This is a genomic window from Streptomyces sp. TRM49041 (assembly GCF_008271805.1).
Lineage (GTDB): Bacteria > Actinomycetota > Actinomycetes > Streptomycetales > Streptomycetaceae > Streptomyces.
This window is the reverse complement of sequence record NZ_VSRY01000171.1, coordinates 78,096-96,999: the sequence shown is the minus strand read 5'-3', so window position 1 is coordinate 96,999 and position 18,904 is coordinate 78,096. Positions and strand designations below refer to the sequence as shown.

17 protein-coding genes are annotated in these 18,904 nt (G+C 72.8%); 10 read left to right on the top strand and 7 right to left on the bottom strand.

Annotated features, from left to right (window positions below; translation table 11 throughout):
* Positions 1-145 precede the first annotated feature (145 nt).
* Both FVS66_RS31615 and FVS66_RS31610 read left to right on the top strand, forming a co-directional pair.
* Positions 146-1,534, top strand: coding sequence for an 8-oxoguanine deaminase (locus FVS66_RS31615; protein ID WP_149184687.1), 1,389 nt, complete (start codon positions 146-148; stop codon positions 1,532-1,534).
* A gap of 400 nt (positions 1,535-1,934) precedes the next feature.
* A complete protein-coding gene (locus FVS66_RS31610) occupies positions 1,935-3,296 on the top strand; it encodes a nucleobase:cation symporter-2 family protein (RefSeq protein WP_149184798.1) in 1,362 nt (453 codons plus the stop codon).
* Positions 3,297-3,327: 31 nt separating this feature from the next.
* On the opposite strand, the gene FVS66_RS31605 is transcribed toward FVS66_RS31610, so the two are convergent.
* The gene (locus tag FVS66_RS31605; RefSeq protein ID WP_149184686.1) at positions 3,328-3,921 is read right to left on the bottom strand and encodes a 3'-5' exoribonuclease domain-containing protein; all 594 of its coding nucleotides are present in this window, start codon (positions 3,919-3,921) and stop codon (positions 3,328-3,330) included.
* Positions 3,922-3,964: 43 nt separating this feature from the next.
* Complete coding sequence (locus FVS66_RS31600; RefSeq protein ID WP_149184685.1) at positions 3,965-4,567, bottom strand: TIGR03086 family metal-binding protein; 603 nt, start codon at positions 4,565-4,567, stop codon at positions 3,965-3,967.
* Between the two features lie 128 nt (positions 4,568-4,695).
* Between FVS66_RS31600 and FVS66_RS31595 the strand changes: the two genes are divergently transcribed.
* On the top strand, positions 4,696-5,067 hold the full coding sequence (locus tag FVS66_RS31595) for a hypothetical protein (protein ID WP_149184684.1): 372 nt from the start codon (positions 4,696-4,698) through the stop codon (positions 5,065-5,067).
* Between the two features lie 112 nt (positions 5,068-5,179).
* Here FVS66_RS31595 and aceB read toward each other — a convergent pair whose 3' ends face one another.
* Positions 5,180-6,802: a malate synthase A gene (gene aceB, locus FVS66_RS31590; protein WP_149184683.1), complete on the bottom strand. Its 1,623-nt coding sequence runs from the start codon at positions 6,800-6,802 to the stop codon at positions 5,180-5,182.
* A 241-nt stretch (positions 6,803-7,043) separates the two neighbouring features.
* Positions 7,044-7,724, bottom strand: coding sequence for a nucleotidyltransferase family protein (locus FVS66_RS31585; protein WP_149184682.1), 681 nt, complete (start codon positions 7,722-7,724; stop codon positions 7,044-7,046).
* Between the two features lie 132 nt (positions 7,725-7,856).
* Between FVS66_RS31585 and FVS66_RS31580 the strand changes: the two genes are divergently transcribed.
* Together FVS66_RS31580 and FVS66_RS31575 are read left to right on the top strand one after the other, a co-directional pair.
* Positions 7,857-9,779 carry a serine/threonine-protein kinase gene (locus tag FVS66_RS31580; RefSeq protein ID WP_149184681.1) on the top strand — a complete coding sequence of 641 codons (1,923 nt, stop codon included), beginning with the start codon at positions 7,857-7,859 and terminating at the stop codon, positions 9,777-9,779.
* A 6-nt stretch (positions 9,780-9,785) separates the two neighbouring features.
* Positions 9,786-10,091: a DUF5955 family protein gene (locus FVS66_RS31575; protein WP_149184680.1), complete on the top strand. Its 306-nt coding sequence runs from the start codon at positions 9,786-9,788 to the stop codon at positions 10,089-10,091.
* 107 nt (positions 10,092-10,198) lie between these two features.
* Here FVS66_RS31575 and FVS66_RS31570 read toward each other — a convergent pair whose 3' ends face one another.
* On the bottom strand, positions 10,199-10,831 hold the full coding sequence (locus FVS66_RS31570) for a response regulator transcription factor (RefSeq protein WP_149184679.1): 633 nt from the start codon (positions 10,829-10,831) through the stop codon (positions 10,199-10,201).
* The gene (locus FVS66_RS31565; protein WP_149184678.1) at positions 10,828-12,381 is read right to left on the bottom strand and encodes a sensor histidine kinase; all 1,554 of its coding nucleotides are present in this window, start codon (positions 12,379-12,381) and stop codon (positions 10,828-10,830) included. The genes FVS66_RS31570 and FVS66_RS31565 overlap by 4 nt, the downstream gene beginning before the upstream one ends.
* A gap of 112 nt (positions 12,382-12,493) precedes the next feature.
* Here FVS66_RS31565 and FVS66_RS31560 point away from each other — a divergent pair, with 112 nt between their 5' ends.
* Together FVS66_RS31560 and FVS66_RS31555 are read left to right on the top strand one after the other, a co-directional pair.
* Positions 12,494-13,585 (top strand): ABC transporter permease, encoded by a 1,092-nt coding sequence (locus tag FVS66_RS31560; RefSeq protein ID WP_149184677.1) that lies wholly within the window; start codon positions 12,494-12,496, stop codon positions 13,583-13,585.
* Positions 13,582-14,262, top strand: a complete 681-nt coding sequence (locus tag FVS66_RS31555) for an ABC transporter ATP-binding protein (protein WP_149184676.1) — start codon at positions 13,582-13,584, stop codon at positions 14,260-14,262. Before FVS66_RS31560 ends, FVS66_RS31555 begins: the two co-directional genes overlap by 4 nt.
* Before the next feature lie 155 nt (positions 14,263-14,417).
* On the opposite strand, the gene FVS66_RS31550 is transcribed toward FVS66_RS31555, so the two are convergent.
* Positions 14,418-15,227, bottom strand: a complete 810-nt coding sequence (locus tag FVS66_RS31550; RefSeq protein ID WP_149184675.1) for an IclR family transcriptional regulator — start codon at positions 15,225-15,227, stop codon at positions 14,418-14,420.
* Between the two features lie 293 nt (positions 15,228-15,520).
* Here FVS66_RS31550 and allB point away from each other — a divergent pair, with 293 nt between their 5' ends.
* The 3 genes from allB (at position 15,521) to FVS66_RS31535 (ending at position 18,902) form a co-directional block, all read left to right on the top strand.
* The gene (gene allB / locus FVS66_RS31545) at positions 15,521-16,933 is read left to right on the top strand and encodes an allantoinase AllB (RefSeq protein WP_149184674.1); all 1,413 of its coding nucleotides are present in this window, start codon (positions 15,521-15,523) and stop codon (positions 16,931-16,933) included.
* 5 nt (positions 16,934-16,938) lie between these two features.
* The gene (gene alc, locus FVS66_RS31540; protein WP_149184673.1) at positions 16,939-18,075 is read left to right on the top strand and encodes an allantoicase; all 1,137 of its coding nucleotides are present in this window, start codon (positions 16,939-16,941) and stop codon (positions 18,073-18,075) included.
* A gap of 194 nt (positions 18,076-18,269) precedes the next feature.
* Positions 18,270-18,902 (top strand): dihydrofolate reductase family protein, encoded by a 633-nt coding sequence (locus FVS66_RS31535; protein WP_149184672.1) that lies wholly within the window; start codon positions 18,270-18,272, stop codon positions 18,900-18,902.
* The last annotated feature ends 2 nt before the right edge of the window (positions 18,903-18,904 follow it).

The window sequence follows — 18,904 nt, the reverse complement described above, 5'->3', positions numbered from 1 at the left end:
GACGGACGGCCCTCCCTCCCCCTCCCTCCCCACGCTCGCGTCATCACCCACTCGGCACCCGCAGCCGCCCGGCCGCGGCACTCAAATCCTCCTAGGGTCCTGCCGTGCCCACTCTCGCCACCTGTAAGAAGAAGGACGCACCGCCATGGCACCTTCGGCAGCAGCCCAGCGCATCGTGATCGAGAACTGCGCGATCGCGACCGTCGACGCCCAGGACACCGAGTACGCCTCGGGTCACGTCGTCATCGCGGACAACAGGATCGAGTCGATCGGTGCGGGACAGGCCCCCGACGGCCTGACGGACGTGGCCCGCCGTATCGACGGCACCGGTCACCTCGTCACCCCCGGCCTGGTCAACACCCACCACCACTTCTACCAGTGGATCACCCGCGGCCTCGCCACCGACCACAACCTCTTCGACTGGCTCGTCGCCCTCTACCCGACGTGGGCGCGGATCGACGAGCCGATGGTGTACTCGGCGGCCCAGGGCTCCCTCGCGATGATGGCCCGCGGCGGCGTCACCACCGCCATGGACCACCACTACGTCTTCCCGCACGGCTCCCGCGACCTCTCCGGCGCGATCATCCGTGCCGCGTCCGAGATGGGCGTCCGCTTCACCCTCGCCCGCGGTTCCATGGACCGCAGCGTGAAGGACGGCGGCCTGCCGCCGGACTTCGCGGTCGAGACCCTCGAAGGCGCGCTCGCCGGCACCGAGGAGACCGTCAAGAAGCACCACGACGCCTCCTTCGACGCGATGACCCAGGTCGCCGTCGCACCCTGCTCGCCCTTCTCCGTCTCCACCGAACTGCTGAAGCAGGGCGCCGAGCTCGCCCGCCGGCTGGGCGTGCGCATGCACACCCACGGTTCCGAGACCGTGGAGGAGGAGCGGTTCTGCAAGGAACTGTTCGGCCTCGGCCCCACCGACTACTTCGAGTCGACCGGCTGGCTCGGCGAGGACGTGTGGATGGCGCACTGCGTCCATATGAACGACTCCGACATCGAGGCGTTCGCCCGTACGAAGACCGGCGTCGCCCACTGCCCGTCGTCCAACGCCCGCCTCGCCGCCGGCATCGCCCGCGTACCCGACATGCTCAAGGCCGGAGTCCCGGTCGGCCTCGGCGTCGACGGCACCGCCTCCAACGAGTCCGGCGAACTCCACACCGAGCTGCGCAACGCCCTGCTCATCAACCGGCTCGGCGCCCACCGCGAGGCCGCCCTCAACGCCCGCCAGGCACTGCGCCTCGGCACCTACGGCGGCGCCCAGGTCCTCGGCCGCGCCGGCCAGATCGGCTCCCTGGAGCCGGGCAAGCTCGCCGACCTCGTGCTGTGGAGGCTGGACACCCTCGCCCACGCCTCCATCGCCGACCCGGTCACCGCACTCGTCTTCGGCGCGGCGGCCCCGGTCACCGCGTCGTTCGTCAACGGCAAGCAGATCGTCGAGAACAACCGGCTGCTGACCGCCGACGAGGACGCCATCGCGCGTTCCACCCGGGACGAGGCCCAGCGCCTCGCCCGTATCGCCGCCCAGGGCTGAGCCCCGGCGTCGATCCACGAAGTCCGGCCGAGGGGGACGGCCCTCGGCCGGTCGCCGTGAACCCGAGCGGGGTACACGGCAGCCGGACCGGGGGGTGGCGTACCACACCGGCACGTCACCCCCCGGAACGGTGATGCGCGCCCGCACGCGATCCCTCTGCCTTCCGCACCACCCCCCACGTACCACCTCCCGCATCATCCGAAGCACCTCCATGAAACCCGCGTCGCCGCCGACGCGTTACCCGACCGGAGGAATCGCCGTGGCAGCCACGCCGAGGTCAGACAACGATGCAGGCAACCCCACCACCGGCCCCACCGACCCCGCTCCCACCGCTCCCACCGAACCTGCCGAACCCGCCGACCGGAAACATCCGGTCGACGAGACACTCCCGCCTCTGAAGATGCTCACCAGCGGCCTCCAGCACGTGGCCGCCATGTACGCGGGTGTGGTCGCCCCGCCGCTGATCGTCGGCGCCGCCGTCGGTCTCTCCGCCACCGAACTCACCTTCCTCACCGGCGCCAGCCTCTTCACCGCCGGCCTCGCCACCTTTCTCCAGACCCTCGGCATCTGGACGATCGGCGCCCGGCTGCCGTTCGTCAACGGCGTCACCTTCGCCGGTGTCGCGCCCATGCTCGCCATCGTCGACACGACCGACGACAAGGCGGACGCGCTGCCCGTCATCTTCGGCGCGATCATCGTGGCGGGCGCGCTGGGCTTCCTGGCGGCCCCGTGGTTCAGCAGACTGGTCCGCTTCTTCCCGCCGGTCGTCACCGGCACGGTCATCACCCTCATCGGTGTGTCGCTCCTGCCCGTGGCCTTCGGCTGGGCCCAGGGCCCGAACCCGGGAGCGGACGACTACGGCTCGACGACGTACCTCACCCTCGCGGCGGTGACCCTGGCCGTCGTCCTCCTGCTGCGCCGTTTCACGCGCGGCTTCGTGAAGCAGATCGCGGTCCTCATCGGCCTGGTCCTGGGCACGCTCATCGCCATACCGTTCGGTGTCACGGACTTCGGCCCGGTGGCCGAGGCGTCCCTCGTCGGCTTCCCGACCCCGTTCCACTTCGGCGCCCCGCAGTTCGCGGTGGCCGCGATCATCTCCATGTGCGTGGTCATGCTGGTCTCGATGACCGAGTCGACCGCCGACATGCTGGCGCTCGGCGAGATCGTCGAGAAGCCGGCGGACGAGAAGACCATCGCGGCCGGTCTGCGCGCCGACACCCTGGGATCCGCCCTGAGCCCGCTCTTCAACGGCTTCATGTGCAGCGCCTTCGCCCAGAACATCGGCCTGGTCGCGATGACACGGATCCGCAGCCGCTTCGTGGTGGCGGCAGGGGGCGGCTTTCTCCTGCTGATGGGCCTGTGCCCGGTCGCCGCGTCGCTCATCGCGGTCGTCCCGCGCCCGGTGCTGGGCGGCGCGGGCGTCGTCCTCTTCGGCTCGGTCGCCGCCAGCGGTATCCAGACGCTCGTCAGGGCGGGCCTGGAGAAGGACAACAACGTCCTGATCGTCGCGGTGTCGCTGGCCGTCGGGATCATCCCGATCACGGCGCCGGACTTCTACCACGCCTTCCCGGAGACCGCGAAGATCATCCTGGACTCCGGCATCTCGACGGGCTGCGTCGCCGCGGTCCTCCTGAACCTGGTCTTCAACCACATCGGTGCCGACGGCCGCCGAGAGTCCGACGACGTGACGGCCCCGATGGAGCCGGGCGACGGGATCTCCGAGGCGAGGACGGCGGCCGAGGCGGCCTCCGCACCACACTGACGAGTGGCGTCGTGGCCCGGGGGGCGGGGATTCAGACCCCGGCCCCGGGCCACGCCATCAGATTGCTGAAGAGCTCGGCCTGCTCGATCGCGTCGTCGAGGGCGTGATGCGTGTGCCGCCGCCGGGACAGCAGCCCGGCCGGCATGGTCCGCTTGGCGACGGCCCTGAGCGGAAGGCGCGACTTGGTCGCGTAGAGCGTCTTCATGTCGAGGCACCCGGAGTGCCCGAACGGGCTCTCGCCCGTGAACCGCATCAGGTACCAGTAGAGGAACATCCAGTCGTACGACGCGGGGTACCCGCACATCACCGGCTGGGCGCCCTGGCTCACGTCCCGGACCCAGGCGCCGAACTCCCGCATCGCGACGGCGGGTTCGGCACCCTCGTCCGCCAGCCGCGCCCGGTCGAGGCCGCTCACGGCGAGCGCCTCGGGCACGAAGTCGTCGCCGATCGGCCGCAGTTCACGGTAGAAGGTGGCGGCCTCCGGGTCGGCCGGAGTGTACCCGTCGGCGTCCTGCCGCCCGGCGACGGCGGCGCCGAGACTCAGCATCGAGTAGGGCCCGGGGATGGGCCCGTCGGCCTCGATGTCGACGGAGATGTACAGGCTGGGGCGGGGACGGTGAGCCATGCCCGGCAGCATGCCACGCGGCCGGACGGCTGCGCGCGGTGGCCTACCCGGCGGCCGCCGCCCGCCACCCCGGCTGTCGCCCGCTCAGTCCGACGACCCGGTCGAGCAGCGGTGCCTCGTCCGGTACGGGCACGGGCGGCCCGAACAGCCCCTCGCTCCCGCACCCGTCCGCGGTGGGCGCCAGCAGGCCGTAGGACACCACCAGCTCCTCCCGGCCGGGCTCGTACGCCTGACCGGTCGCCCGTGCCAGGTCCCAGCCGTGGATCTGCACCTCGTTGAACGCGATCACCCCGGCCACCGGCCCCGGCAGCTCGATGCCGCCCGCACGCGTCATGCCCTCCCACGCCCCGGGCTCCCGCCACGCCTCGGCCAGCTCGCCGAGCCGACGGGGCACCGTCGTACGCCACCCCTCCTCCAGCACCGGCGGCGAGGCCCCGGGGTCGGTGTCGGTGGTAGGCCCGAGGTCCTTGCGCGCCGCGTCCCGGAACACCAGGGCGAGCCCGCCGATATGGGCGAGCAGCTCCCGTACCGCGTAGTCGGGACAGGGCGTGGGCAGAGCGAGCTGCCGGTCCTCGATGCGCCGAACCAGCTCGGCGACGCGGCGGGCGGGGGGCGTGAGGTCGACGATCTCGACAGGTGTCTCCATACGAGTACAGACCCCGCAGCGCCGGAGAACTCATCGCGCCCCCTCATACGGAGGGCGGTCGCGGCCCGTCCCACAGGATGACGCGAACAGGCCGGACAACGGCACACCGGATTCGGGGAAGGACGTCCATGTCCCGCACACGCAAGGCCCTCGCCGCCACGCTCGGCGCCCTCACCATGACGGCCGCCGCCCTGGCCACCGGCGGCAGCGCGAGCGCGGCCGAACAGGCCAGTCCCTGCTGGCGCAAGTCGGGCAGCCACACCTACTGGTGCTACAACGTCGCCGGCGCGCCCGTGTACTCCGCGAGCGACTACAGGACGATCGTGGGCCATATGCACTCGAACCCGTCGTGGTTCACGTGCAAGTACGAGTTCGGCCCGAACCACGGTGGCCCGCACCCCACGCGCTGGCTGTTCACCCAGGCGGACAACGGCGCCTGGGGCCACATGAACGACAACGACATCTACAGCGAGACCAACCCCGTACCCACCTGCCCCTGAACGCCGCCCCTGAACGCCGCCCCTGAACGCCGCCCCTGAACGCCGCCGCCCCCTGGCGCCGTGCGGCACCAGGGGGCGGCGGGCCCGGGGAGGGACTGCCGGCTGTGTGTGGTCAGCCGGGCAGCTGCTCGTAGGCCGGAAGGGTGAGGAAGTCCGCGTAGTCCTCGTCCAGGGCAACCTTCAGCAGCAGGTCGTGGGCCTGCTGCCACCTGCCGGCCGCGAAGGCGTCCTCACCGAGTTCCGTGCGGATCGCGGCCAGTTCCTCGGCGGCGACCTCGCGGGCCAGCTCCGGGGTGGCGCGCTCGCCGTTCTCGAAGACGACGCCTGCGTTGATCCACTGCCAGATCTGGGAGCGGGAGATCTCGGCGGTGGCGGCGTCCTCCATGAGGTTGAAGATGGCCACCGCGCCGAGGCCGCGGAGCCATGCCTCGATGTAGCGGATGCCGACCTGGACGGCGTTGACCAGGCCCTCGTAGGTCGGCTTGGCGGTCAGCGAGTCGATGGCGATCAGCTCGGCGGCCTTGACGTCGACGTCCTCGCGGAGGCGGTCCTTCTGGTTCGGCCTGGCGCCCAGCACCGCGTCGAAGCTCGCCATCGCGATCGGGACGAGGTCGGGGTGGGCGACCCAGGAGCCGTCGAAGCCGTCCGCCGCCTCGCGGTCCTTGTCGGCCTTGACCTTCTCGAAGGCGACCTTGTTGACCTCGGCGTCCCGCCGGGACGGGATGAACGCCGCCATGCCGCCGATCGCGTGCGCGCCGCGCTTGTGGCAGGTGCGGACCAGCAGTTCCGTGTACGCGCGCATGAACGGGGCCGTCATCGTGACCGCGTTGCGGTCCGGGAGGACGAACTTCTGCCCGCCGTCACGGAAGTTCTTGACGATGGAGAAGAGGTAGTCCCAGCGGCCCGCGTTGAGTCCGGAGGCGTGGTCGCGGAGTTCGTAGAGGATCTCCTCCATCTCGTACGCCGCCGTGATCGTCTCGATGAGGACCGTGGCGCGGACCGTGCCCTGCGGGATGCCGACGTAGTCCTGGGCGAAGACGAAGATGTCGTTCCAGAGACGGGCCTCCAGGTGCGACTCCGTCTTCGGGAGGTAGAAGTACGGGCCCTTGCCCAGGGCGATGAGGCGCTTGGCGTTGTGGAAGAAGTAGAGGCCGAAGTCGACCAGGGCGCCGGGCACCGGGCGGCCGTCGAGGCGCAGATGGCGCTCCTCCAGGTGCCAGCCGCGCGGGCGCATGACGACCGTGGCCAGTTCGTCGTTCGGGCGCAGTGCGTACGACTTGCCGGTGCGCCCGTCGGTGAAGTCGATCTTCCGCTCGTACGCGTCGATCAGGTTGAGCTGGCCGAGGACCACGTTCTCCCATGTGGGGGCGGACGCGTCCTCGAAGTCCGCGAGCCAGACCCTCGCGCCCGAGTTGAGCGCGTTGACGGTCATCTTGCGGTCGGTCGGACCGGTGATCTCCACACGGCGGTCGTCGAGCGCGGCCGGTGCCGGGGCGACCCGCCAGCTGTCGTCCTCCCGGATCTGTGCGGTCTCCGGGAGGAAGTCGAGCGTGCTGGTACGGGCGATCTCGGCGCGGCGCTCGGCGCGGCGGGCGAGGAGCTCGTCACGCCGCGGGGTGAACCGCCGGTGCAGCTCCGCCACGAAGGCCAGGGCGGCGTCGGTGAGCACCTCCTCCTGCCGGGGCAGGGGCTCGGCTTCGACGATGGCCAGCGGAGACGGCGCTGGTGCGGACATGAGCTGTCACTTCCTTCAGCGGGCTTGCGATGGCGGTGGTGGGGTGCGGCCGCCGGGCCCACACGGATGGCACTGAGTGCCGCGTGAGCCAGGGATGCGGTCGCGGGCGCCTTCGGACGTACTAACGCTTCTGAGCAGTGGATAGTAGTTTCCTCATGGTGGAAGTTCAATGGTTTGTTGATGTCGAGATTCTTTGGGTCGACACAACGTGGCGCTCGGTGCCGCGCCGTGCACACGGCGTTCACCCCGTCCCCTCAAGGTGCGCCAGATCCGCCGCCGTGTCGATGTCGTACGGCTCCGCCACGTCCGAACAGGGCACCAGGGTGATCTCCGCCTCGTGCGCCCGCAGATAGGCCCGCGCCCCCCGGTCGCCCTCCGCGCTCGCCGCCACCTCCACCCACCGGTCGGCGCCCAGCAGCACCGGATGCCCACGCTTCCCGTCGTACGACGCCGAGACCAGCGACCCGCGCCCGCGGTACGCCCCCGACACCCGCGCCATCGCCGCCGCGCCGATCCCCGGCTGGTCCACCAGCGCCACCAGAGCCGCGTCCGCCCCGCCGCCCGCCAGGGACGCCAGCCCGGCGCGCAGCGACGACCCCATGCCCCGCTCCCACTCCGGGTTGTCGACCAGTACGCACCCCTCCAGCGCCGCCCGCTCCCGTACGGTCTCCGCCGCGGCGCCCAGTACCACGTGGACCACCCCGCAGCCGCCCGCCCGCAGCGCGGCCACCCCGTGCTCCACCAGCGGCCTTCCCCGGTGCTCCAGGAGCGCCTTCGGGCGCCCGCCGAGCCGGCGCCCGCCGCCGGCCGCGAGCAGCAGACCGGCGATCAGGGGCGGGGCCGTCCCGGTTCCGCCGCCGCTTCCGGGGTCGGTGTCGGTTTCGGTGCTGGTCGCGGTGTCTTCCGTACTCGTGCCTTCCATGGGGAGTGCATACCGCACACGCTCACGCGTGGAGCGGAAGCACCCCCCTTGGATAGGGTGCGGGTCCGGCACGGAAGTGCCATCGACGTACGCACTGTGCGCGCGTGAATTCCTTTCAGGAGACATGGATTGATGAGTGGTGGTCCGCACCATGGGGGAACTGTCTTCCAGCCGCTGGAGGAGGACGACCCGCGTTCCGTAGCCGGATACCGGCTCGCCGCGCGCCTCGGCGCCGGCGGTATGGGCAAGGTCTATCTGTCGTACACGCCCGGGGGCCGCCCCGTCGCCATCAAGGTGATCCGGCCCGACTTCGCCCAGGACGCCGAGTTCCGGCGCCGCTTCGCCCAGGAGGTCCAGTCCGCGCAGCGCGTCCAGGGCCTCTACACCGCGCCCGTCATCGACGCGGACACCGACGCCCGCGAACCGTGGCTCGCCACCGCTTACGTCCCCGGGCCCTCCCTCGCCGACGCCGTTCAGAAGCACGGGCCCATGCCGGTCGACACCGTGCTTCTGCTCGTCGCCGGCATCGCCGAGGCCCTCCAGGTCATCCACGGCGCGGGCATCGTCCATCGCGACCTCAAGCCCGGCAACGTGCTCCTCGCCTCCGACGGCCCGCGCGTCATCGACTTCGGCATCGCCCGGGCCGCCGACGCGACCTCGCTCACCAGCAGCGGTGTCACCATCGGCACGCCGTCGTTCATGGCGCCCGAGCAGGCCGCCGGCTCCACGGTCACCCCCGCGACGGACATCTTCGCGCTCGGCCAGGTCGCCGCGTACGCCGCCGTGGGCAGCCCCGCGTTCGGCGAGGGCACGTCGCACGGCGTCCTGTACCGGATCGTGCACGAGGAGCCCTCGCTGGACGGACTCCCCGAAGAGCTGCGGGAGCTGGTCTCGCGCTGCCTGGCGAAGGAGCCGGACGAGCGGCCCTCCGTCGCCGACGTTCTGTCGATGTGTCAGAACGCGAGTGACCAGACGGCGCTGCGCCGCCCCGACGAGTGGCTGCCGGGCGCCGTCGCCGCGGACATCACCACCCGCGCCGCCGCCCCCGCCCCGGCCGCGTCCACCACCCCGCCGCCGGCCACACCGCCCGCCGCCACGGCCCCGGCCACGCCGCCGCAGCCACTCGCCGCCGGCCCGACGCCCGGGGGCGTTCCCGGTCAGGCTCCCGCTGGCGGTGCGGTGCCGACGCACCCGGCCACCGCCCACGCCGCACCCTCCCCGGCGCCGCAGGGCTTCGGCCCGCCGCCCACCATGGGCCTCGGCCAGCCCCAGGCGCCCGCGCAGCACCCGTACACGCACCCGGTCGTCGGCGCCGCCACGCCCTACGCGCCCACCGGCCCCGCGACGCCCGCCCCGGTGCCGACGCCCGCGCCCGCGCCGAAGCGGAAGTCCCGCGCCGGCCTCATCGCGCTCGCCGCGATCGTCGCCTTCGCCGTCGCGGGCGGCGTCACCGCGTACACCCTCCTCAAGGAGAAGGACGACCGCACCAACCAGTCCCAGGGCGACGACGGGGCCGCCCCCAGCGCCTCCGGCACCCCGTCCGCCGACACCGGTACGGGCGCCGACCCCACCGGCGACGGCGAAGGAACCGGCACGGGCGCCGACGCGGGTGCGGGCGGCGGTACGCCATCGGAGAGCGGCACCCCCGACGGCGGGCCCGCCACACCGCCGCAGCCCGTCGATTACAAGGGCATCGACCTCACCGAGGGGTACGAACTCTCCCTCGCCGACGACCCGGTGAAGCCCAAGGACGACGGCGGCGACATCCGCTACGGCGTCTCCGGCATCTCCGTGTCGAGCAGCGGCGGCCGCCTCGTCCTCCTGCGCAACGGGCAGCAGGGCACGCTGGAGAGCTGCATGAACGAGACCCGGTACACCACCTCCATCCGGGACTCGCAGATGACCAAGGGCTCCCGGATCTGTCTGCAGAACGGCGCCGGTGACGTCGCGCTCCTGACCGTGCTCGGCTTCTCGCCGCAGTCCGACCCGAGTGACTACATCAGCCTCGACGTGACCGTGTGGCGCAGCGCGATGGACGTCGAGCAGTCGAGCTGACCGACCGTGACGAGCGACGCCGATCCGAGAGTCGCGCGGCTGAGTACCGCCGTCTCCCGGCTCCGGCGTGAGCTCGCGGCGTTACGGGGCGAGCTGACCGACCGAGGCATCGCCGAGGACGAGCTCGCCGTGCTCGCCGCCATGGCCCTGGGTGGCCTGCCGCCGGAGCCGCACCGGCTCCGGCGGTCGCTGCTGCTGATCGCGGGCGCGATCGGTTCGGTCAGCGCGCTGGCCGCCGCGCTGACCGACGTGCGGTCCGCGATCGACCAGTTCGGCGACCCGCCCCGGTCCGGTTCTCCCCGCCCCTCATGACGAGCAGCGGCACCTTGGACGGCGCCGGAGTCCTCCAGAGCGTCGTCCAGCCGGTGGGCGCTCGCCGCTGCCCGTGAAGCCGGAACGAAACCGGCCCGGGCGGGCGGCTAGCGCCGGAGGAGACCGCGTGTCCGGGCCTCGGCCACCGCGGCCGTGCGGGACTCGACGTCCAGCTTCGCGAAGACGTGGACCAGGTGCGACTTCACCGTGGCCTGGCTCAGGAAGAGCCGCTTGCTGATCTGCTGGTTCGAGAGTCCCTCGCCGACCAGCTCCAGCACCTCCAGCTCACGCCTCGTCAGCGTCTCCGCAGGGGTGCGCATCCGGTGCATCAGGCGGTGCGCGACCGCCGGGGCGAGCGCGGACCGGCCCGCCGCGGCCGTGCGTACCGCCGCCGCCAGCTCCTCCGGCGGCGCGTCCTTCAGCAGATAGCCGCTCGCGCCCGCCTCCACCGCCGCCAGGATGTCCGCGTCCGTGTCGTATGTCGTGAGCACCAGCACCCTCGGTGCCTCCCCGCCGCGCGTGGTGATCGCGGCCGTGGCCGCCGAGCCGTGCATGCCCCCGGGCCCGAACTGCAGGTCCATCAGGACCACGTCCACCCCGCCCGCCGCCGCCCGCTCCACGGCCGCCTCCGCCGTCGCGGCCTCGGCCACCACCGTGAAGTCCGGCTCGGTGTCCAGGACGGCGCGCAGGCCCGCCCGTACGACGGGGTGGTCGTCGGCGAGCAGCAGACGGATCGTCATTCCTGGTCTCCCGATATGAGGGGCAGGGGGAGGGGGAGGGTGACGGCCACGGCCGTGCCCTGGCCCCGCGCCGACTCCACAGCGAAGGTGCCGCCCAGCGACTCGGCCCGCGCCCGCATCGCCGGCAGCCCGAACCCGCCGTCCGCCGACGGCACGCACACCGCGGGGTCGAAGCCCCTGCCGTCGTCGACCACGTCGAGCGTGACGGAGGAGTCCATGAAGGTCAGCGTGACCCGCGCCTGCTCGGCCGCCGCGTGCCGCACCGTGTTGGCGAGCGCCGACTGCGCGATCCGCAACAGCGCCACCTCGTACGGCGTCGGCAGCGCGACGGGCGTTCCGGTGACCGAGAACCGCAGACGGGGGCCGTGTCCGTCGGTGGAGGTGGAGGTGGCGGTGGCGGCGCTGGTGGCGGCCGCGGCGCCGGCGCGGGCCCCGTCGGCGCGGGCCCCGGGTGCGCCGCCGACAACGCCCGTCGTCTCTTCCCCCGCGCCGTCGTCGCCGCCAGGGGCGGGCGGGTGGACGGCTGTGTGGTCTGCGCGGGCGGTACTGGGACGGTTCCTGGGCGGGACTCCGGGGGTGGGCTCGCCGGCGGCCGCGGGGTTCCCTTCCGGGCCGCCATAGTGGCCGGTCCCGTGCGCGACGCGGGCAGTGCCTTCATGGGTGCCCGCGACGGTACCGGCGGCCGTGACCCCGGCGCCGGTACGGTCGGCGGCCGGTCCTGCCCCCGTCCCCGGCTCGCACAGGCGACGCAGGGCTGCCACCAGCGACCCCTGTTCCAGGTCCGGCGGCGTCAGCGCGTGTACGAAGCGGCGGGCTTCCGCCAGGTTGTCCTGGGCGGCCCGGCGGGCCCGGTCGATGTGGGGTGCGGCGGGGGAGCCGGCGGGCAGGGCGCGCTCCGCCGCGCGCAGCAGCAGCTGAATCGAGGAGAGGCCCTGGGCCAGGGTGTCGTGGATCTCGCGGGCGAGGCGCTCCCGCTCGGCCAGGGTGCCCGCGTGGCGCTCGGCGGCGGCCAGCTCCGCGCGGGTCGACACCAGTTCCTCGATCAGCCGGCGGCGGCGCTCGTTCTCCCGGTACAGCGCCTGGTAGCCCAGTACGGTCGCCACCGCCACCCCCGCGCCCAGCAGCGGCCCGACGAACACGCCCGGGTTGAGCGGCGCCCCATGGCCCACGTACGCCAGGATCGCGGCGCCCGCCGTCACGGCGACGGCCGGCAGGGCGCGCCGCGCGGGGAGGAGGTGCAGCTGGAGGAAGTACAGCGGGAACGCCGCCCACAGCCCGTCCGGCGTCAGCACCAGCAGCACCAGCCACGCCGCGCACAAGGCGCCGAGCCAGACCGTCGCAGCCGTCTGCGAAGCGCGTACGGAACGCAGCGCGGAGCCCGTCGCGTACACCGCGCCCATCACGACCGCCGCCACCGTCACCGCCACCGCGCGCGGAGCGTCGCCGACCGCCACCGCCCGTACCGCCGCCAGCGTCAGCAGGCCCGCCATCAGCAGATGCAGGCACAGGCGCAGGGCGCGCAGGGCGGGGGTGAGGGAGCGTGGGTCCATGACCCGTCCAGCGTAGGCGGCCCGGGTGGGTGCGCCCTCAACCGAAAGTTTGATGCCGTGCCCATCCGTGGCGCGATGCCCGCGCCCGGGGGCCGCCGCCAGGCTGGTGACCATGTTCGTGGCATGGAGAGATCTGCGATTCGCCAAAGGGCGGTTCGCGCTGATGGGCACGGTGATCGTACTGATCACACTGCTCGTGGGACTGCTGTCCGGGCTGACGGCCGGCCTCGCGCGGGAGAACATCTCGGCGATCACCGGGCTGCCCGCCGACCGGCTGGCCTTCGCGGCGCCGCCGTCCGGCCGGGAGGTGTCGTTCACCGCCTCGGCGGTGCCGGAACGCGCGTGGCGGGTGTGGGCGGCGCGGCCGGGGGTGACCTCCGCCGAGCCCGTCGGGATCAGCACCCTCAACGCGGCCGCCGGGGAGCGGGCCGCCGCGGTCTCCGTGTTCGGCACCGATCCGACCGCGCGGATCGCGCCCGGCAGCGCCCGGCCGGCCACCGGTCGGGCGGTCCTGTCCCGGTCGGCGGCCGAGGAGCTGGGCGTAGGGCCCGGCGACGCCGTACGCCTCGGCGCGAGCCGGCAGGTCACCGTCGCGGCGGTCGCGGGCGACGCCTCGTACAGCCATACGCCGGTGGTGTGGACGACCCTCGACGACTGGCAGGGGCTCGGCCGGGCGGAAGCAGGCGGGCAGGTGAGACAGGCGACCGTCGTCGCGCTGCGCGGCTCCGGCGATGTCGACTACGCGGCGGGCGACCGCGCGGCGGCGACCGAGAGCCGGACGATCGAAGGGGCGCTCACCGCCATAGGGTCCTACCAGGCGGAGAACGGGTCCCTGCAGCTGATGCGCGGGTTCCTGTTCGTGATCTCGGCGCTGGTCACCGGGGCGTTCTTCACCGTGTGGACCATCCAGCGGAGCGGTGACGTGGCCGTGCTGAAGGCCCTCGGCGCCTCGACGGCGTATCTCCTGCGGGACGCGCTCGGCCAGGCCGTGGTGATGCTGGGCGCCGGGACGCTGCTCGGGACCGGGCTCGCCGCGGGGGTGGGCGTCCTCGTCAGCGGCGGTGACGTGCCGTTCGTGCTGGAGCCGCTGACCGTGCTGGGCCCCGCCGCCGTGATGATCGCGCTCGGTGTGCTGGGCGCGGCGCTGTCCATCCGGCGGATCACCGCCGTCGACCCTCTCACCGCGCTGGGGAGCGCCCGATGACCCTGCTTCTGGACGATGTGACGCTCACGTACCCGGACGGCGACGGCCGGCTGACCGCGCTGGACGCGGTCGGGCTGGAGGTGGCCGGGGGCGAACTGGTCGCCGTGGTCGGCCCGTCCGGCTCCGGCAAGTCCAGCCTCCTGGCGGTCGCCGCGACGCTGGTGACGCCGGACCGGGGGCGGGTGGTCGTGGACGGGACGGACACGGGGGTGCTCGACCGGGCGGGCAAGGCCGCGCTGCGGCGCGCTCGTGTAGGGATCGTCTTCCAGCAGCCGAACCTGCTGCCGTCCCTGACCGCGGCCGAGCAGGTCGAGGTCATGGCCCACCTGTCGGGGCGGCGCGGGGACGTACGCCGACGGGCACTGGACCTGCTGGACGCCGTGGGGCTGGCCGACCAGTCCGGGCGGCGCCCGCACCAGTTGTCCGGCGGTCAGCGCCAGCGGATCAACATCGCCCGCGCTCTGATGAACGACCCGGCACTTCTCCTGGTCGACGAGCCGACCAGCGCGCTGGACCACGAGCGGGGGGCGGCGGTGCTGGAGCTCCTCTCCGACCTGACCCGCACCCGGGGAGTGGCAACCCTCCTGGTCACCCACGACCCGGCCCACCTCCACCACGCCAACCACGTGGTCACGGTCAGGGACGGCCACTTGACGACGACCGCAGTACAGGTCTGACCACCTGCGGGGGCCGACCCCGCGCGGCCCCGACGGCGAGTGGTGTCCACCCCGCCGGTGGGGCGCGGTCAGGTGCGGTGGGGCCCGGTGGGGCCCGGTGGGGTGCGGTGGGGTGCGGTGGGGTGGGACCGCGGTGGGGGCCTGGGCCCCACCGCCTAGCTCTGCGGCGCGGACGTGCTGGTCAGAACCGTGGACAGTTCTCGGGCGACGCCCTGCAGGATGGGGACGATCTTGTCCGTCGCCGCCTCCGTGACGCGTCCCGCGGGGCCGGAGATGGAGATCGCCGCCGGGGTGGGCGAGTCGGGCACCGACACGGCGAGACAGCGGACCCCTATCTCCTGCTCGTTGTCGTCGACGGCGTATCCCGTCGCCCGCACCTGTCGCAGCGCGTCGAGAAATCCCTCAGGCGTGGTGATGGTCTTCTCCGTCGCGGCGGGCATCCCGGTACGGGCCAGGAGCGCCCGCACCTCCTCCGGCGGAGTGTGGGCGAGCAGCGCCTTGCCGACGCCCGTCGAGTGCGGCAGCACCCGCCGCCCCACCTCGGTGAACATCCGCATCGAGTGCTTGGACGGCACCTGCGCGACGTACACGATCTCGTCCCCGTCGAGCAGCGCCATGTTCGCGGTCTCGCCGGTCTCCTCGACGAGGCGTGCCAGGTACGGCCGCGCCCAGGTGCCGAGCAGGCGGGACGCGGACTCGCCGAGGCGGATCAGCCGGGGCCCCAGGGCGTAGCGGCGGTTGGCCTGCTGGCGGACGTACCCGCAGGCGACGAGCGTGCGCATCAGCCGGTGGATGGTGGGCAGCGGCAGCCCGCTGCTGGAGGAGAGCTCGCTGAGCCCGACCTCGCCCCCGGCGTCGGCCATCCGCTCCAGAAGGTCGAAGGCACGCTCAAGGGACTGGACGCCACCGGTCCCGGCGGCGGGCTTGGCGGCGGCGTCGGTGGTGCTGGCGTTGGACGTCGGCACGTCAACGGTCCTTTCGAGGCGGATGGACAAGGCAGCAGCCTACCGGGCCCTCCCGGTCGGCACATGGCCAGTGCCCGGGCATTCCTGCCGGTCAGGTCGTGTTTGTCCGTGTGTCCGCGGTGGTGCGCGGGCGGCCGTCAGCCCCTCCTCTGTGCGGAGCTACGTTCTTCTCTGCGAAATTGTATTTCCACTCTGTGGAAACTGCCAAGTGCGACCGGCCGGCCCGGGCCGCCCTTGACGTCATGCGACAGGCGGGTGAAGACTCCTTCAACAGTTCGTTGAAGCTGGCCGAAATGGATGGGAATGACGGAAATACCGGGAATGGGGAGATTGTGGATGTGAAACTGGTGCTGCGCTCGACCCGCGTCGTCACCCCCGAAGGCATGCGCGCCGCAGCCGTCGCCGTGGCCGACGGCGCCATCGCCGCCGTCCTGCCGTACGACGCCGGGGTACCCGCCGGGGCCCGGCTGGAGGACGTCGGCGACGACGTCGTACTCCCCGGCCTGGTCGACACGCACGTCCATGTGAACGACCCCGGCCGCACCGAGTGGGAGGGCTTCTGGACCGCCACCCGCGCCGCGGCCGCCGGCGGCATCACCACCCTGCTCGACATGCCCCTCAACTCGCTGCCGCCGACCACCACGGTGGAGAACCTGCGGGTCAAGCAGGACGTCGCCCGCCCCAAGGCGCACATCGACGTCGGCTTCTGGGGCGGCGCGCTCCCGGACAACGTCAAGGACCTGCGGCCGCTGCACGACGCCGGTGTCTTCGGCTTCAAGTGCTTCCTGTCGCCGTCCGGCGTCGACGAGTTCCCGCAGCTGGACCAGGAACAGCTCGCCGCCTCCCTCGCCGAGATCGCCGGCTTCGGCGGGCTGATGATCGTGCACGCCGAGGACCCGCACCACCTCGACGCCGCCCCGCGGAAGAGCTCCGCGAAGTACGCCGACTTCCTCGCCTCGCGGCCCCGCGACGCCGAGAACACCGCGATCGCGAACCTCGTGGAGCAGGCCCGCCGCCTCGACGCCCGCGTCCATGTCCTGCACCTCTCCTCCAGCGACGCGCTGCCGCTCATCGCCGAGGCCCGGCGCGAGGGCGTACGCGTCACCGTCGAGACCTGTCCGCACTTCCTCACCCTCACCGCCGAGGAAGTGCCCGACGGCGCCACCGAGTTCAAGTGCTGCCCGCCCATCCGGGAGGCCGCCAACCAGGACGCGCTCTGGGCCGGCCTCGCCGACGGCACCATCGACTGCGTCGTCTCCGACCACTCGCCGTGCACCGCCGAACTCAAGACCCCCGACTTCTCCACCGCCTGGGGCGGTATCTCCTCCCTCCAGCTCGGCCTGCCCGCCATCTGGACCGAGGCCCGCCGTCGCGGCCACACCCTCGACGACGTCGCCCGCTGGATGTCCACCGCCCCCGCCGCCCTCGCGGGCCTGGAGCGCAAGGGAGCCATCGAGGCGGGTCGCGACGCCGACTTCGCCGTCCTCGCCCCCGACCGGACCTTCACCGTCGACCCGGCGCGGCTGCACCACCGCAACCGGGTCACCGCCTACGCGGGCCGCACCCTGTACGGCGTCGTCACCTCCACCTGGCTGCGCGGCGTACGCATCGCCGACCGCGGCCGGCCCTCCCCCGAGCTCTCCACTGCGTTCGAGCAGGGGGAACCCCCGTCGCCCAACGGGCTACTGCTCGAAAGGAACAAGTGAACTCCGTGACCGACACCGGTACCGACTCCACCGGCATACCCTGCTTCACCGGAGACGCCCGCCCGTACGGCGGCGGCGACCCGTACGCCGACTACCGCACAGCCGACTTCCCCTTCACCGGCCTCGCCGACCTCGCCGACCGGCGCCTCGGCGCGGGCGTCGTCGCCGCCAACGACGAGTTCTTCGCCGAGCGCGAGAACCTCCTCAAGCCCGAGCCCGCCGAGTTCGACCCCGAGCACTTCGGCCACAAGGGCAAGGTCATGGACGGGTGGGAGACCCGGCGGCGGCGTGGCGTCTCCGCCGGGCAGCCGCACCCCGCGCACGACGACCACGACTGGGCGCTGGTACGGCTCGGCGCGCCCGGAGTCGTACGCGGCATCGTCGTCGACACCGCCCACTTCCGCGGCAACTACCCGCAGGCCGTCTCCATCGAGGGCGCCTCGGTACCCGGTTCCCCGTCGCCCGAGGAGCTCCTCGGCCCGGACGTCGAGTGGACCACCCTCGTCCCGCGCACCGCGATCGGCGGGCACGCGGCGAATGGTTTCTCCATCGACATGGAGCGGCGCTTCACACACCTGCGCGTCAACCAGCACCCCGACGGCGGCATCGCCCGCCTCCGCGTGTACGGCGAGGTGGCCCCCGACCCGGCATGGCTCGGTGTGCTCGGCACCTTCGACGTCGCCGCCCTGGAGAACGGCGGCAGCGTCGAGGACGCCTCCGACCGCTTCTACTCGCCGGCCACCAACACCATCCAGCCCGGACGCTCCCGCAAGATGGACGACGGCTGGGAGACCCGCCGCCGCCGCGACAAGGGCAACGACTGGATCCGCTACCGGCTCACCGAGCAGGCCGAGATCCGCGCCGTCGAGATCGACACCGCCTACCTGAAGGGCAACAGCGCGGGCTGGGCCGCCCTCTCCGTATGTGACGGCGAGAACGGCGGGTGGACCGAGTTCCTGCCCCGGACCCGGCTCCAGCCCGACACCAGCCACCGCTTCGTACTGCCGACCCCGGCCGTGGGCACCCACGTCCGGATCGACATCTACCCCGACGGCGGCATCTCCCGGCTCCGCCTCTTCGGCTCCCTGACGGAGGAGGGCGCAAAGCGTCTCACCACCCGTCACCAGGAACTGGGCGGCTGACCCACACCCCCGGCCCGGGCAGCGACGGCACCTGCCCGTACGGCGGGCGGGGCACACCGGCCCGACAGCACCGGTACGCCCCGCCCGCCCACTGCTCCGCCGGTGGGACACGGCAGCTGTGTCGCCGCCCACCGATGAGTTCCGTGACTCAGGAGGGTCTGAGCTTGTGACGGACCCGACGAAAGGCGCGTGCCATGGCTCAGCTCACCCTCACCACCTTCCTCTCCCTCGACGGCGTCATGCAGGCGCCGGGCGGCCGCGACGAGGACCGCAGCGACGGCTTCGAGTACGGCGGCTGGCTCGTCCCGTTCGCGGACGAGGACATGGGCCGGTTCATGACCGAGGTCTTCGGGCGGGTCGACGCCTTCCTGCTCGGCCGCCGTACGTACGAGATCTTCGCCTCGTACTGGCCGCAGGTCACCGACCCGGACGACCCCGTCGCGAGCCGCCTCAACAACCTGCCGAAACACGTCGTGTCCCGCACCCTGGGCAAGGCGGAGTGGCACAACTCCCACCTCGTGACCGGCGACCTCGTGGAGGAGGTCACCCGGCTCAAGGAGGGGCCGGGCCGCGAGATCCAGGTCCACGGCAGCGGCCGGCTCGCGCAGAGCCTCATCACCCACGGCCTGGTCGACGAGTACCACCTGCTCGTCTTCCCCGTCTTCCTCGGCAAGGGCCGCAGGCTGTTCCCCGACGGCGGCACCCCGACCGCCTTCGAACTGACCGGCCACCGCACCACGAAGGCCGGGGCCACCATCCAGACGTACCGCCCGACGGGCAGGGCCCGGTTCGGCACGTTCGGCCTCCCGGACGAGGGCCGGGGCTAGGG